The 13033-nt window shown below is 45.4% G+C and carries 15 protein-coding genes; 8 read left to right on the forward strand and 7 right to left on the reverse strand.

The window, feature by feature from the left end; all coding sequences use genetic code 11:
• The 5 genes from V1L52_RS11130 to holA are packed head-to-tail and all read left to right on the forward strand — an operon-like array spanning position 1 to position 3268.
• Positions 1 to 291 carry an HPF/RaiA family ribosome-associated protein gene (locus tag V1L52_RS11130; RefSeq protein ID WP_428769662.1) on the forward strand — a complete coding sequence of 97 codons (291 nt, stop codon included), beginning with the start codon at positions 1 to 3 and terminating at the stop codon, positions 289 to 291.
• 39 nt (positions 292 to 330) lie between these two features.
• A complete protein-coding gene (gene hprK / locus V1L52_RS11135; protein ID WP_428769664.1) occupies positions 331 to 1320 on the forward strand; it encodes an HPr(Ser) kinase/phosphatase in 990 nt (329 codons plus the stop codon).
• A 44-nt stretch (positions 1321 to 1364) separates the two neighbouring features.
• A complete protein-coding gene (locus V1L52_RS11140) occupies positions 1365 to 1631 on the forward strand; it encodes an HPr family phosphocarrier protein (protein ID WP_428769666.1) in 267 nt (88 codons plus the stop codon).
• Positions 1632 to 1637: 6 nt separating this feature from the next.
• Entirely contained in the window at positions 1638 to 2240 is a 603-nt protein-coding gene (lexA, locus tag V1L52_RS11145; protein ID WP_428769668.1) for a transcriptional repressor LexA, read from the forward strand.
• Positions 2240 to 3268 (forward strand): DNA polymerase III subunit delta, encoded by a 1029-nt coding sequence (gene holA, locus V1L52_RS11150; RefSeq protein ID WP_428769670.1) that lies wholly within the window; start codon positions 2240 to 2242, stop codon positions 3266 to 3268. Before lexA ends, holA begins: the two co-directional genes overlap by 1 nt.
• Here holA and V1L52_RS11155 read toward each other — a convergent pair.
• Positions 3248 to 3472, reverse strand: a complete 225-nt coding sequence (locus V1L52_RS11155; RefSeq protein ID WP_428769672.1) for a YdbC family protein — start codon at positions 3470 to 3472, stop codon at positions 3248 to 3250. The genes holA and V1L52_RS11155 overlap by 21 nt on opposite strands.
• Positions 3473 to 3845: 373 nt before the next feature.
• Between V1L52_RS11155 and V1L52_RS11160 the strand changes: the two genes are divergently transcribed.
• Positions 3846 to 4685 carry a sigma-70 family RNA polymerase sigma factor gene (locus V1L52_RS11160; protein ID WP_428769674.1) on the forward strand — a complete coding sequence of 280 codons (840 nt, stop codon included), beginning with the start codon at positions 3846 to 3848 and terminating at the stop codon, positions 4683 to 4685.
• Between the two features lie 7 nt (positions 4686 to 4692).
• Here V1L52_RS11160 and ispF read toward each other — a convergent pair whose 3' ends face one another.
• Both ispF and V1L52_RS11170 read right to left on the reverse strand, forming a co-directional pair.
• Positions 4693 to 5979, reverse strand: a complete 1287-nt coding sequence (gene ispF / locus V1L52_RS11165; RefSeq protein ID WP_428769676.1) for a 2-C-methyl-D-erythritol 2,4-cyclodiphosphate synthase — start codon at positions 5977 to 5979, stop codon at positions 4693 to 4695.
• A gap of 9 nt (positions 5980 to 5988) precedes the next feature.
• Positions 5989 to 6618 carry a CarD family transcriptional regulator gene (locus tag V1L52_RS11170; RefSeq protein WP_428769678.1) on the reverse strand — a complete coding sequence of 210 codons (630 nt, stop codon included), beginning with the start codon at positions 6616 to 6618 and terminating at the stop codon, positions 5989 to 5991.
• 90 nt (positions 6619 to 6708) lie between these two features.
• On the opposite strand from V1L52_RS11170, the gene V1L52_RS11175 reads away from it, so the two are divergent.
• Both V1L52_RS11175 and V1L52_RS11180 read left to right on the forward strand, forming a co-directional pair.
• Positions 6709 to 8124, forward strand: coding sequence for a hypothetical protein (locus V1L52_RS11175; RefSeq protein WP_428769679.1), 1416 nt, complete (start codon positions 6709 to 6711; stop codon positions 8122 to 8124).
• Positions 8117 to 9712, forward strand: coding sequence for a peptide ABC transporter substrate-binding protein (locus V1L52_RS11180; protein ID WP_428769681.1), 1596 nt, complete (start codon positions 8117 to 8119; stop codon positions 9710 to 9712). The genes V1L52_RS11175 and V1L52_RS11180 overlap by 8 nt, the downstream gene beginning before the upstream one ends.
• On the opposite strand, the gene V1L52_RS11185 is transcribed toward V1L52_RS11180, so the two are convergent.
• From V1L52_RS11185 to V1L52_RS11200, 4 genes are all read right to left on the reverse strand, one after another.
• On the reverse strand, positions 9705 to 10265 hold the full coding sequence (locus V1L52_RS11185) for a chromate transporter (protein ID WP_428769683.1): 561 nt from the start codon (positions 10263 to 10265) through the stop codon (positions 9705 to 9707). The genes V1L52_RS11180 and V1L52_RS11185 overlap by 8 nt on opposite strands.
• The gene (locus V1L52_RS11190; RefSeq protein ID WP_428769685.1) at positions 10262 to 10891 is read right to left on the reverse strand and encodes a chromate transporter; all 630 of its coding nucleotides are present in this window, start codon (positions 10889 to 10891) and stop codon (positions 10262 to 10264) included. The genes V1L52_RS11185 and V1L52_RS11190 overlap by 4 nt, the downstream gene beginning before the upstream one ends.
• A gap of 62 nt (positions 10892 to 10953) precedes the next feature.
• The gene (locus V1L52_RS11195) at positions 10954 to 11340 is read right to left on the reverse strand and encodes a YbaN family protein (protein WP_428769687.1); all 387 of its coding nucleotides are present in this window, start codon (positions 11338 to 11340) and stop codon (positions 10954 to 10956) included.
• On the reverse strand, positions 11337 to 13031 hold the full coding sequence (locus V1L52_RS11200; RefSeq protein WP_428769689.1) for an amino acid ABC transporter ATP-binding/permease protein: 1695 nt from the start codon (positions 13029 to 13031) through the stop codon (positions 11337 to 11339). The genes V1L52_RS11195 and V1L52_RS11200 overlap by 4 nt, the downstream gene beginning before the upstream one ends.
• Between the last annotated feature and the right edge of the window lie 2 nt (positions 13032 to 13033).

A 13033-nucleotide genomic window follows, 5' to 3' on the forward strand; every position in this document is an offset into this window, starting at 1 on the left:
ATGGACATAACAATCAATGCGGTAGGTTTTGAGCTTGACAAAGATCAGTCCGATTTAATTGCAAAAAAACTTGAACGTATCAAGTACGCTGAAGATTTACTCGTCGACGTACTTTTTAGGGTCAAAGAAGATAAAAAGTATATTTTCGATACAACGCTTAATTTCCGCTGGGGTATGACGGCCCATGTTTCTACGGAGGATTATGAGTTTGCATCGGGCTTAAATAAGCTTACGGATATGCTTGACCAAAAAATTAAAAAAGAAAAAGATAAAATCCAACAGAAAACATAAAGCGGTTGAAAATTTTTGCCGTTAAGTGTATAGTTCTGTATGGCTGAAAAAAGTTTTACCGTTTTGGATCTTCTCGATTTCGACTTAAAAGGCCACAATTCGCTCAATCTGCGCTGCCTGTGCGGAAGGAGCGGGTTGGGCAGGGAGATTACCCTGCCCGATTTAAACCGCCCCGGTCTTGCCCTCTCCGGTTTTTTCGAATCTTTCGGCTACCAAAGAGTGCAGGTTTTCGGACGCGGAGAAACCGCTTATTTGGAAAAATTAATCCAAGGCGGCATACTCGATAACGTACATCACTTATTTTCCTACCATATTCCCTGCTGTGTATTTACTCACAACCTCGTGCCGCCGAAGGTATTTACCGGCCTTGCAGATGCGGCCGGCTGTCCGGTTTTGCAAACGGACCTGGAGTCGACCGATTTTTCCGGACGCTTACTGCGCCTCTTTTCCGATATCTTTGCGCCGCGAAAAAGCATTCACGGGGTTCTGGTGGAAGTATACGGCATAGGTATCATCATCCTCGGTGATTCGGGCGTCGGAAAAAGCGAAACCGCTCTTGAATTGGTACACCGCGGACACCGCCTCGTTGCCGACGATATCGTAAACATCCGCTGTGTAAACGGAAACGTTCTTTTGGGACAAGGCGCAAACAAAATGATAAGCCACCACATGGAAGTACGCGGTTTGGGTATCATCAATATTCAGCAATTATACGGCGTCGGCGCCATTCGAGAGCAAAAAGAAGTGCAAATGGTTGTCAAACTTGAAGAATGGGACGCCCAAAAAGTCTACGACAGGCTCGGTACGAGTCAAAAAACCGAAGAATTGCTCGGCGTAAAGATACCCGCCTTGGAAATTCCGGTAAAACCCGGACGCAATATTCCCATCATTTTGGAAACCGCGGCTATGAACGAGCGTTTGAAAACAATGGGATACCACTCGGCACGCGATTTTAACCAAAACGTGCTGCGTTGGATAGAAAGCGGAGAAGCACAAACCGCCTCACACGGCGGCTATGATTCATATTGACAGGCGCTCCGGCCTTTATGCCGGTTTGCCCGGAGGAGTTTACTTTGGCTGAAAAATTATTAACCGTTAGAAACAGGGCCGGCATTCACGCACGCCCGGCGGCTTTAATCGCCCAAACCGCAAATAAATTTGCATCCGAAGTTCTTATGGAAAAGGACGGAACCGTGGTAAATGCAAAGTCGATTATGGGCGTTATTACGATGGCCGCAGGCTATAATACGACCATTACGGTCAAAGCCGAAGGAGCGGATGCCGAAGAAGCGGTAACGGCACTTGAAACCCTGTTTGAAAATAAATTCGAAGAAGAATAAGCTTTTATGAAAGAACCGACGTCCCGGCAACAGGAAGTTTTACATTTTATCACCTCTTTTACGGAATTAAATTCCTGCCCGCCGACGGTGCGCGAAACCGCGGAACATTTTTCCATCTCGGTAAAAGCCGTTCAGGATCACTTTACGGCTTTGCGCAAAAAGGGCTATATAGCTCCGGCCGAAGGACGATCGCGTTCTTTAAAGGTGCTTATAGACGATCCCGAATTCAAGCGCCCGAAGCGCGTACCCGTTTTGGGAACCGTTGCGGCAGGCCTTCCCGTTTTTTGCGACGAAAATTATAACGGCTGCGTATACGTACCCTCTTCCCTTATAAAAGAAGAAGGAGCCTACTTTGCCCTCTATGTGCGCGGCGACAGCATGAAGGATGCGGGTATTTTGGACGGAGACTTGGCCCTTATCCGCAAGCAGGAAGCCGCTTCAAACGGCACCATTGTCGTCGCCCTTATAGAAGATTCGGTTACTTTAAAACGATTTTTTAAAGAACCCTCCCGTATACGGCTGCAAGCCGAAAACGCAGCGTACAGCCCCATATACTGCCAAAACGTTAAAATCTTAGGCGTTTTGTCGAATATTATAAGGAATTACTGATGCCGGCCGCTCCCATTTGGCTTTTTACGGGACCGGAGCTCGGCCGGAGAAAAGATACCGTAGAACAGTACCGTGAAAAGGCCCGCAAAATTTTCGGTCAAATAGACGAATACAGCTTTTATGCAGGCGAAACCCGTATTGCGGATGTTATATCGCTTTTACAAAACGCTTCGCTGTTTGCGGCGGCACGTTTTATCCTGCTGCGTTCGGCCGAACAGATAAAATTAAAGGCCGATATCGAGCTTATCGCTTCATGGGCCGCCGAAGCTGCCAAACAAAAGCAGACGGAAGACGGCTCATGGCTTATCTTGGAATCCGATGAAATATCCGTCGATAAAAAATTGGAAAACATTGTTCCCAAAGAAAACCGCATTATTTTTTGGGAAATGTTTGAAGAACAAAAAAACAGCTGGGTCGAAAATCTTTTAAAAAAACAGGGATTTTCCGCCGACGCCGACGCCGTCGACACGATTTTGGACCTGGTTGAAAACAATACCGAAGCGCTGCGTACCGAGTGTTCCCGTTTTTCCCTTTGCTTTGAAAAAAATCACCGCATTACAACGGAAGACGTTGAAGCCGTGTTAACGCGAAGCCGCCGGGAATCGGCCTTTACGCTTTTTGCCGCACTGTGCGAACAGGAAAGCGCTGCCGAACGCTTGAGTTCCGCATTGGCGATTTTACAGTACATACGCCATTCAAAGGAATCGTCTTCGGTACAGCTTATCGCCGGGCTTACCTATTGTTTTAGAAAATTAAAGCTGTGGCATACGCTTTACAAAGAAGGAAAAACAGGCGCCTTCGATTTAAAAATAAACGGCTTTGCGGGTAAAAAAATGCAAGCCCAATATCAGGCCGCCGCCCGTATGTGGAATATGATTGAAACAAGCGCCTGCCTGGCCCTGCTTTCACGTACCGACATGAGCATACGCAAAAACGGAAAAAGCGCCGAGGATACCGAACTGGAGCTTATGCTCTATACTCTGGTTGTCCGCAAGGGACGGCCCGTCTTAAACGTCCATGGTATTTAACAGCGTTTTTAAAGCCCCCAACTCTTCTCTTGTCATTGTAATGCCCTTGCCCATTTTTTGATGGTCGGGAGACCAGCTGCGTAAATCGTATTTTGCGTCACGGCCGCCCCAGGACACCATATTCAATTCAAGGGCCCAGCCGCCCTTGCTTTTCGACAGTTCACCGATAGATTGTGTAATTTCAAAAGAAAAATCGTCAGCCATATATCCTCCTGTATTAAAGCGCTTACAGTATACCATATTCGATTGTTTTTGCAAAATGATTTGCCGAATTAACCGATTATCGTTATATTAAATTATAAGAGATTGATGCTGCTTTGAAAATCGATTCTTTTAAATTACTCTTACCCGTTTACCTATGACGGCCCGATTTTTACATACTTTATCGATATTGTGTCAAAAAGATGCAATCATACGAAAGAAAAATCGACCTGTATTATTTTGACCCTATTTAAATATCGTTTTTTTTCTCTTTTTTTTTCAATATATAATTCGTTATAATACAATCAATTGAGAGCCTTTTTTTAAATCAAAGTTGGCACGATTCCTGCATGTATATACATAACAGGAGAAAACAATGGCAAACAACGATAACGTATTGGCTCTTTATCTTAAAGATATAAATAAAATCCCCCTTTTGACAAGGGAAGAAGAAAACGAATTGGCGCTCAAGGCGGCAGCGGGAGACCGTAATGCGAAACATAAAATCGTAAACGCAAACCTGCGCTTTGTCGTAAATGTGGCAAAAAAATATCAAAACCGCGGCTTGGACTTGACCGACCTTATCAGCGAAGGAAATATCGGACTTTTAACCGCAATCGAACGCTTCGATGCATCAAAGGGTTACCATTTTATTTCATATGCGGTATGGTGGATACGCCAGGCAATCTTAAAGGCCATTTGCGAAAAATCCCGCGCCATCCGCCTGCCGCTTAACCGCGCAAACGAATTGGTACAGATCGAAAAGGCGCGGAAGATCATCAGCGGAAACAAAAGCGATGAAGAAGAAATAGCCGAAGTTGCCGAGTTATTGAATATGGACGGAAGCCACGTACGTGAAATAATCAACATTTCGCGCGACATGGTGTCCCTGGATTCGGCAGTGCGCGCATCGGAGCAGGACAGCGCAAGTTTGGGCGACTTTTTACCCGATGAACAGTACGAAAATCCGGAAGACGCGGCCATAAAGGTTACAATGAAAGAGGATATAGACAACGTTCTCGGCACCCTCAGCGAAAAAGAAGCCGACGTATTGCGCTTCCGCTTCGGTTTAAACGGAAACTCTTCCATGTCCTTAAAAGAAGTCGGCGACATGTTTAATTTAACGAAGGAACGCATACGCCAAATCGAAAAAAAGGCTATACGCCGCTTACAGCATCCGCAGCGCATGAACAGACTCGAAGCATACGTCGCATAAGAGTCTTTCAGTCGGCATGCAGTCGTAACAGACAAACACACTGCGCGCCGACAGCCTTACCCTCGCCTATATCGCCCATACCTTCAGCGGTTTTCGCTTTTACAAAAATGCGTCCGGTTTCGCAGCCCAGGATTCCGGCGATGCGTTTTTGTACCGCGGCGCGCCAGGGCAGCATCTTAGGCTTTTCTATCGTAATAACGCAGTCAAGGTTTTCCAGAAGCCAACCGGCTTTTTGCACGCGCTCCCAAGCGGCTTTAAGTAAAAGGGCGGAATCCGCATCCTTCCACCGATTATCGGAAGGCGGAAAAAGCTCTCCTATATCGCCGAGTGCGGCCGCCCCCAAAAGGGCATCGGTAATTGCGTGGAGCAGTACGTCGCCGTCGGAATGTGCAAGTTCTCCCTTTTCAAAGGGAATATGAACGCCGCCGATTAAAAGCGGACGGTTTTCGACTAAGCGGTGGGTATCGGTTCCCAAGCCGGTTCTGTAAACGGGTACGGCAGGTAAAACCGAAACTGCAGGGGAAGAAGGCAAATCCTCTTTATAAGTAATTTTCATATTCGACCGCTCTCCTTCGCATAAAAATACGTCGCCTGCATAAGCACCCCAAATTTCGGTATCGTCCGTGTAGGATTTTGAATCGCTGCAGGCCCTTCTGTGAGCATCCAAAAGAGGCTTAAAATAAAACCCCTGCGGCGTTTGTACGGCGGCTAAACGCGAACGCTCCAAATGGCGTACAATGCGCCCGTCGGTTTGTTCGGCTTCCTTATATGTGTCTACCGGCGGCACGGCGGGGGCGGCCGCTCCCTTTTCGGCACAAAGCTCCAAAACGCGATGCACGAGCGCAGGACTTACAAAGGGCCGGGCGGCATCATGCACAAGCACAATATCGGGCTCATTGCCGCCTGCAAGGTGTTCAAGAGCGCGCAATACGGACTCTCGTCTGTCCGATCCGCCTTCGACAAATTCGGGTTCAAGCGATGCCTTTTCAAGCATGCGCAGGGTACAAGCACTTGCACGTAAAGCCTTCAAAGCCTTTGCACGGTGTCCCCGGCAGGGCGGGAGGGTGATAATCAGGCGTGAAAAAATAAAGTTCGGCTCATCATCGAGGGCAGTTAAAAAGGCATCGGCGGCACAGGATAAAACGGTACCGCCTTTTTGTTCGGGAAAAAGCGGCGATTGTAAGGCTTCGTATTCTTTTTTGACCGAGTCGGCCGCCGGTGAACCCCGGCCGGAAGAAAAACGTGCGGAAGTGCCGGCTGCGGTTAAAACAAGGGCAAGCTTTTGTGCTCCCATCGGACAATCCTATTCGTCGTCGTCGTCATCGTCGTCATCATCGGGAGGAATAATGTCGCCGTCTTCATCATCATTTAAAAACTCGTCGTCATCGCTTAAACGCGCAAGGACCGGTCCGCGTCTGATTTCGGCTTGACCGCCTGCCGGTTCCAGTTTTTCATGAATCAGAGCTTCAACTTCTTCGGGCGACTTATCCAAGGCGAAGGATATTTCATCTTCAAGCAGTTTTTTAGCCGAATCGTAAAGCTTGCGTTCCAAAATCGGCAATTCTTTTACCTTGCTGCGGTGATATAAGGAACGGACAATCATGGCTATATCGCTGATGGTCCCCTTTTTTAATAAATCAAGGTTCATTTGGTAGCGGAGCTTCCAATCCGAGGTTATCGGTTCAAAATCTTCACCTATGGTTTTTAACGCTTCCCAAGCTTCGTCTGCCGACACAATCGCACGGATACCCAGTTCGGTACAGCGGTTTACGGGCACCATAATAGTCATGTCGGAAACTTCCAAATACATAACGTAGTACAGGAGGGTTTCTTCATTGAATTTTTTTTCTTTAATTTCAATAATTTTACCGACACCCTGACTGGGATACACGATTTTTTGATTGACTTTAAAAGGGGTTTTTGCTTTACTCATACCCTTTTACTATATCATAAAATCGAAGAATGGTCAAAGCCGTATATCGTAAGGTTTAAAGTGGAGGCCGAAAATGCCGATAATGTAAGCATGAGTGTTTTCAGCGAATTTGAAAATGATTTATACTCCGCAGCGGAAAGCAAAAGCGCCTGGCTCGATTCTATCGGCTTACCCAAGCTGGTTGATGAATACAGAAATTACCGCTCGGTTTTTAATACGGTTCTTTCTCTTTTGTTAAAAAAAGGATTTATAGAAACCGATCCGTATAAGGTGGATAAAAAAATAACGGACATAAAGATTCCCGAAAAAGACGACTTTCAGGAAAACGACCGCACAGCCGCATTCAGCATCAGACTGTCCGAATATGAAAGCACTCTCGAATTTTTATGCAATTATTTTAAGTTTTCCGTTGAAACCTTAACCATGGATACGATCAAGAAACTGATACAGTTAAATAACTATATCAGTTGGAATTCCCTCATGAGCGCTTCGGCAAAAAACGACAGCCGGCGTTTAGGCGAAATATTTGCGACAATAAAATCCAGCTCGGACCCTCTTTCTACAAGCGTCTTAAACGATTCTACAAATTTTATATCCAAGAGTTTGGCACGCATAAATACCATGCTAAAAGAAATAACGGAATTTCAAAAAGAAATGTACAAGGTGCAAGTGCGGAAAAAGGTGCTCGATTCTGCGGCCTTTGCAGCTAAAAAAACCTCGTTTAATTCCGGAAACGGCTTGCATATGATAAAAGAACATTTTGCATCAGCCATGGGAAAACAGCCCTTTTATACGGAACTCATAGAAGAAATAGTAAAAGAAGAAACCTCACCGGATAAAGAAAGAAGACAGGATGCGGTTTTAAGCAAGCTGAGAATGCAGGATCAGGAAAAAGAAAAAAAGCGCCCCGAGGTAAATACAAAAAAACTGCTTTTAAGCGCGGTACAGCTTTTCGGAGCCCTTGCCCCCCAGTACACGCAAGCCGCCCCGAAGATTGAAGAAAATCACTATATTTTGCAAAGCGAACATACCGGTTTTTGGGAAAAACTGAAGGCAGCCTTTCGTAAAGCTTTTAACATACCGGAAAAACCGATTGAGTATAAAATTAAACTAACGGACAATTCAACGCAAACCGTAAAAACCGAAACCGTCAATTATTCATCTTTTATCGACAATCTTATGAAACGTACACGTCTTTACGCTTCATTTGCGGTCAGTCAATCGCCGAATCTGTATAAACTGGCGGAAATGGACGAAAATTTTATTTTCGACTATCTGCAGCGTCAATTATCCGAGTGCTATAATTTACAGCTTCAAATGGAAGGCTTGGATGAGTTTTTTAAAACGGCTGCAAATGCCGCCAACCGCAGTAAAATAAAGGGCATTCAAATCGAATTAACCTCTCTTAAAAATACGCTTATAAAAATCAATCAGCGCAAAGCCGAATATGCATCCTACATTGCCGAACAAATTCAACTGCAAAAGCTGGGTATCCAAAATGTATAACATAAAAAACATATTTTCTCATGCACGCGCATATTTTTTAGGCGTTTTACTGCTTACGCCGTTTTTTTTATATGCGGACGTAAAAGACGATGATATAAGAGCCTTTAATCCGAACATACAACGGGAAGTCCTTATAATCGATTCGGTACACGGTTACGATTTAAACCCGCATACGGCAAATTACAGTTCCGAAGCTCAAATTTTAAACGGCTTATACGAAGGACTCTTTTCTTACGACCCGATGACTGCAGAAGCCCTTCCCGCGGCGGTAAAAAGCTTCCGTGTATCGCGAGACAGAAAGACCTGGACCTTTGTTCTTAAAAACGATTTAAAGTTCAGTAACGGCGATGCCGTAGAAGCAAAGGATGTAGTACGCTCATGGCTTACCCTGCTGAATCCTGAAACAAAGGCACCCTTTGCCTCATTATTGGACTGCGTAAAAGGGGCCGCCGACTACCGCGAAGGAAAAGCCGCCGCAGAAGCCGTGGATATTCGGGTAAAAAATTCACATACCCTTGCCGTCCGCCTTAATGCGCCGGCCGAGCATCTTCCGAAAATTCTCTGTCACCATGCATTTGCGATTACACATGTTGATAAAAACGTATATTCGGGCCCCTTTGTCCTTGCCGGGCAAAAATCGAAAGAACTGCTTCTTAAAAAAAATACATATTATTACGACGCCGATAAGGTTGCCCTGCCTGCAATACGAATTATAAACAGCGAGGATTTAAAAGAAAATACCTTTGCCTTTAATACGGGAAAAGCCCAATGGGTAACGGGCGGCATTGAACCCGAAAAAATCTATAAACGAGCCGACATCATTGTCTATCCGCAGTTCAGCACCGAATTTTTCTTTTTTAAAGCGCACAAAGAGCCGTGGAAAAACGCTCTTATGAGACAAGCCGCTTTAGCTCTTTTTCCCCGTGAAGAGCTTCGACAAAATGCGGCGGTTCCCGCAAAAACCTTCATTTTACCCCTGAGCGATTATCCGAAAATCTACGGCGAAGAAATATACGAAACCGACGAAGCCGAAGCCCTTCTCGGTGAAGCCCTTGATGAATTATCCAAGACACTGCGCAAAGGAAAGCCTCTTTTGCGTTTGGCTATTCCCGACTTCGATTATATGAAACAAAAAGCCGCTTTGATTGCCGATGCGCTTCAAAAAAGCGGCATAGACGTTTTTATAGAAACGTCTCCCGGGCACCGGTATTTACAAAGTTTGCGCGAAAATGAATCGGATATGTTTACCTATACGTGGATAGGAGACTTTGCGGACCCGCTTGCATTTTTGGAACTGTTCAGAAGTTCATCTTCCCTGCGTGAAACCGAGTGGACATCGAAAGTGTTTGACACACTGCTCGATGAAGCGGCTCTTATAACGGATTCTGTCGAGCGCTATAAAAAGCTTGCCGAAGCCGAACAGCTCCTTTTGGACGAAGCCGTAATTTTTCCCGTATCTCATCCGGTTTCGCTCAATGCAGTCGATACGGAGGTTTTAGGCGGCTGGTTTACCAATCCTCAGGATATACACCCCTTTAAATATCTTTTTTTTAAGGATACAAGCAAACAGCGCGAAGGCTTTATATAAAAATTAAGCCGAAAAGCGCGCCGAATACAATATATAGGATTGCAGGCAGTTTTGTCTTAAAAAGCATGAGCGTAAATATAAGCCAGGCCGCAATACGAGGGAACTCAAGGGCATCGTACCACAAACCGCTTTGTTCGGATTTGTTTAAAAGTACGACGGAAATCTTAAAAACATTCCAGGCGGCAATTGCTACAAGACCTGCAGCTGCGGGACGCAAAACCGAAAAAAAACTTTTTACGGCCAGGGTATCCTGCATGCGGGTAAAAAATCGGGCAATAATAACGATAACGATAATCGAAGGGCTGACCGTACCGAGCGTTGTAATAAGGCCGCCTGCAATACCGAACATCTCGGTTCCCAAATAAGTTGCCATATTTATGCCGATAGGACCGGGCGTGGATTCGGAAACGGCGAGCATGTTATAAAAAAGGTCTGCGCTTATAATGCCGCTTTCGACCAATTCCTGATACATAAGGGTTATGGCGACCTGACCTCCGCCGATTGTAAACAAGCCTATAAAGAAAAAACGCCAAAACAAACTCCAAAGCGTCATTCGTTTCCTCCCTCACCGGTACTGCCGTCGGCAGATGTTTTTCGCCGGATTTTGCGAAGCTCGTACAGGTAAACGCATAAGCCCGTCAAAAGACCGCCTGCAATTATCCACACCGTATGTACACGGAAAAAGACAACCGACACAAAGGCGGCAACAATGATCAATACATGGAAGAGATTATGTACCGCCTTTTTTACAAAGGTAAATACCACCTTGGTTAAGAGTGCGGCAACCGCTATATTGATACCGGCAAAAGCTTTACGCACGGAAACAATATCCGCAAAGTTGGAAAAAAACAGGGCCAATAAGGTTATAACCATAATCGAGGGCGTTATCATCCCCAGCGTTGCAACAATGCCGCCGACAAGAGCTTGTTTTTTATAGCCGACAAAGGTTGCAACGTTTACCGCAATAATTCCGGGCGTACACTGCCCTATGGCAAAATAGTCTATGAGTTCGTCCCGGCTTACCCAGCCTTTTTTTATCGACAATTCATCGGTAAGCATCGGAAGCATGGCAAGCCCGCCGCCGAAGGTAAACAATCCTATTTTAAAAAAAACCGCAAATAATTGCGCAAGAAGTTTTAGGGACGGCTTTTTGCGGGTCCCTCTACAAGAATCAGCCATAAGAGCGAGTATAGCATACAAAAAAAGTTTTTACAATTTAACGCCGTCGGAAACTCTGCAAATCAGCAGGTTTCAGGTTTTAGCGTTTTGACGGCGAATACAAAATAGAGTACATGAAAAAGCCATACAACGGCAAGAACAATCCGGGCAACGGGCACCCGCTTCATCATAAAGAATCCCGTTCCGAATACCAGCGTCAAAGAAATCAAAATCGAAATCTTCGTCTGCAGGGCCATCGCTTTACGTTCCACAAAACTTTGAAAATGTTTTTTGTACAATGCCGTTCCTATAAACCAATCGTGCAGCCGCTTTGAACTTTTGGCAAAACAAAAAACGGTAGCTAAAAAAAAGGGAAAGCTCGGAAGAAAGGGTAACACAACCCCGACCGAACCGACACCCAAACAAATAAAGCCGGCTGCAATCCATATAAAGCGAATAGGGTTTTTCATTTACACTCCTCTTTGTGTACGGCTTTTTTCATCTTAAAAATACCGTGCGCAATATTTAACGTAGACATACGGTGCGATACGATAACAAGGGTTTTGTTTTTCGATTTTTCCTTGAGCGACTTTAAAATAATTCCCTCGTTTAAGGAATCGAGGTTGCTTGTCGGTTCGTCCAAAAGCATAAGCGGCGCATCGTGTAAAAAGGCGCGCGCAAGACCTATACGCTGCCTTTCTCCGCCGGACAGAGTACTGCCCAGTTCTCCCACTTCCGTATCGTACTGCCGGGGCAGTGTTATAATAAAATCGTGCAGCGAAGCTTTTTTTGCGGCCTCGATTATTTCTTCGCGCGATGCCCCCGGTTTTCCGATCGCAATATTGTTTGCAATCGTGTCGCGGAACAGGACCGTTTCCTGTGTTACATATGACTGCACAGAGCGCAGAAAATCGGTATCTACACTGCGTATATCCGTTCCCGAAAATTCAATTTTTCCGGAATCCGCATCCCAAAACCTCATAAGCAGTTTTAACAGGGTAGACTTTCCGCATCCGGAGCGGCCGTGAATACCCAAAATCTTTTTTTCGGGGATTGTAAGCGAAAAATTCCGTAATATATTTTCATCTCCGTAAGAAAAATCCGCGCCCGAAATACCGATATTCTTTAAAGCGGGCCGCTCACCGTTTACAACATCATCGACAACCGGCTGTTCGTCAAGCAGATTTAAAACCCGCTCGCCGCTTGCAAGGGTTTGCATTAAATTATTCGACAGGTTCGACAAAGCGACAACCGGGCCGAAAGAACTCATTAATGTAACGGCGACCAATACGACATTTTCAAAGGATGATGCTCCGTTTATAAAAGAACGGAGCATAATGCAAAAGAGCAGTACATTAAAGCCGATAATGATGAGGTTTGTAAAAGAACGTTGATACGACTCAAAGCCGGACAGCTTTTTTTGCATAGCCGTAAGATCGGCCGACCGTTTTTTTAATTCGGCCAAGCGTTTTGAGCCGCAGCTGTATTGAATCGTTTCATCAAGGCCGCGCAGAGAATCGAGTACAAAACCGCTTAAGTCCCCGATGGCGTTGCGGAAATGCAAGCCGGAAACCGAACCCGCCCGTGCATTGATAAGGGGAATAAGTACGCCCACCGTTATATAGGCGCTTAAAGCGGTTATCCCGGCAGCCGCACTCTGCTGCCAGATAAAAAAAGTCGTACAGGCTGAAACAATCAGGGCAATAGCAACCGGAGAAATCGTATGCGCATAAAAGACTTCCAATAATTCAATATCCGATGTAATAATCGAAATAAGATTACCTTTGTCCCTGCCGTCCAATTTTGCAGGACACAGTTTGCGGAGCTTTATAAAAATTTTATGTCTGATAACGGCAAGCAGCTTAAAAGCGATATAGTGATTACAGTATTGCTCGCCGTAATGAAATATACCGCGCAGTACCGCAGAAGCTATGAGTACAAAGGGCAATATCCGCAAAGGAATAAGCCGGGCATCGGGCTTGGCAATTTGAAGAATACCCGCGCTTGCCGAAACCGTTACCGAAATCGCACAAAGGTGGCCGATACTGCCCAGAACGATTGCAAAAAACATAACCGGAAGCAAGGTCCGTATCAGGACTATCAACCGGGCCATAATTATAAACCCGTTTTTTCTTTTTAAGTTTTTTTGCAGGTTGTGCATAA

Origin of the sequence: Treponema sp. HNW (genome assembly GCF_050320395.1) — a bacterium.
Classification (GTDB): Bacteria; Spirochaetota; Spirochaetia; order Treponematales; family Treponemataceae; genus Treponema_C.

What these genes read in the sequence shown, in the direction of transcription:
- V1L52_RS11130 (WP_428769662.1), top strand. Translation starts at nt 1, where the DNA reads ATGGACATAACAATCAATGCGGTAGGTTTTGAGCTTGACAAAGATCAG.
- V1L52_RS11190 (WP_428769685.1), bottom strand. Translation starts at nt 10,891, where the DNA reads ATGGCTGATTCTTGTAGAGGGACCCGCAAAAAGCCGTCCCTAAAACTT.
- V1L52_RS11195 (WP_428769687.1), bottom strand. Translation starts at nt 11,340, where the DNA reads ATGAAAAACCCTATTCGCTTTATATGGATTGCAGCCGGCTTTATTTGT.
- V1L52_RS11185 (WP_428769683.1), bottom strand. Translation starts at nt 10,265, where the DNA reads ATGACGCTTTGGAGTTTGTTTTGGCGTTTTTTCTTTATAGGCTTGTTT.
- V1L52_RS11160 (WP_428769674.1), top strand. Translation starts at nt 3,846, where the DNA reads ATGGCAAACAACGATAACGTATTGGCTCTTTATCTTAAAGATATAAAT.
- V1L52_RS11170 (WP_428769678.1), bottom strand. Translation starts at nt 6,618, where the DNA reads ATGAGTAAAGCAAAAACCCCTTTTAAAGTCAATCAAAAAATCGTGTAT.
- V1L52_RS11200 (WP_428769689.1), bottom strand. Translation starts at nt 13,031, where the DNA reads ATGCACAACCTGCAAAAAAACTTAAAAAGAAAAAACGGGTTTATAATT.
- holA (WP_428769670.1), top strand. Translation starts at nt 2,240, where the DNA reads ATGCCGGCCGCTCCCATTTGGCTTTTTACGGGACCGGAGCTCGGCCGG.
- V1L52_RS11175 (WP_428769679.1), top strand. Translation starts at nt 6,709, where the DNA reads ATGAGTGTTTTCAGCGAATTTGAAAATGATTTATACTCCGCAGCGGAA.
- hprK (WP_428769664.1), top strand. Translation starts at nt 331, where the DNA reads ATGGCTGAAAAAAGTTTTACCGTTTTGGATCTTCTCGATTTCGACTTA.
- lexA (WP_428769668.1), top strand. Translation starts at nt 1,638, where the DNA reads ATGAAAGAACCGACGTCCCGGCAACAGGAAGTTTTACATTTTATCACC.
- V1L52_RS11180 (WP_428769681.1), top strand. Translation starts at nt 8,117, where the DNA reads ATGTATAACATAAAAAACATATTTTCTCATGCACGCGCATATTTTTTA.
- V1L52_RS11155 (WP_428769672.1), bottom strand. Translation starts at nt 3,472, where the DNA reads ATGGCTGACGATTTTTCTTTTGAAATTACACAATCTATCGGTGAACTG.
- ispF (WP_428769676.1), bottom strand. Translation starts at nt 5,979, where the DNA reads ATGGGAGCACAAAAGCTTGCCCTTGTTTTAACCGCAGCCGGCACTTCC.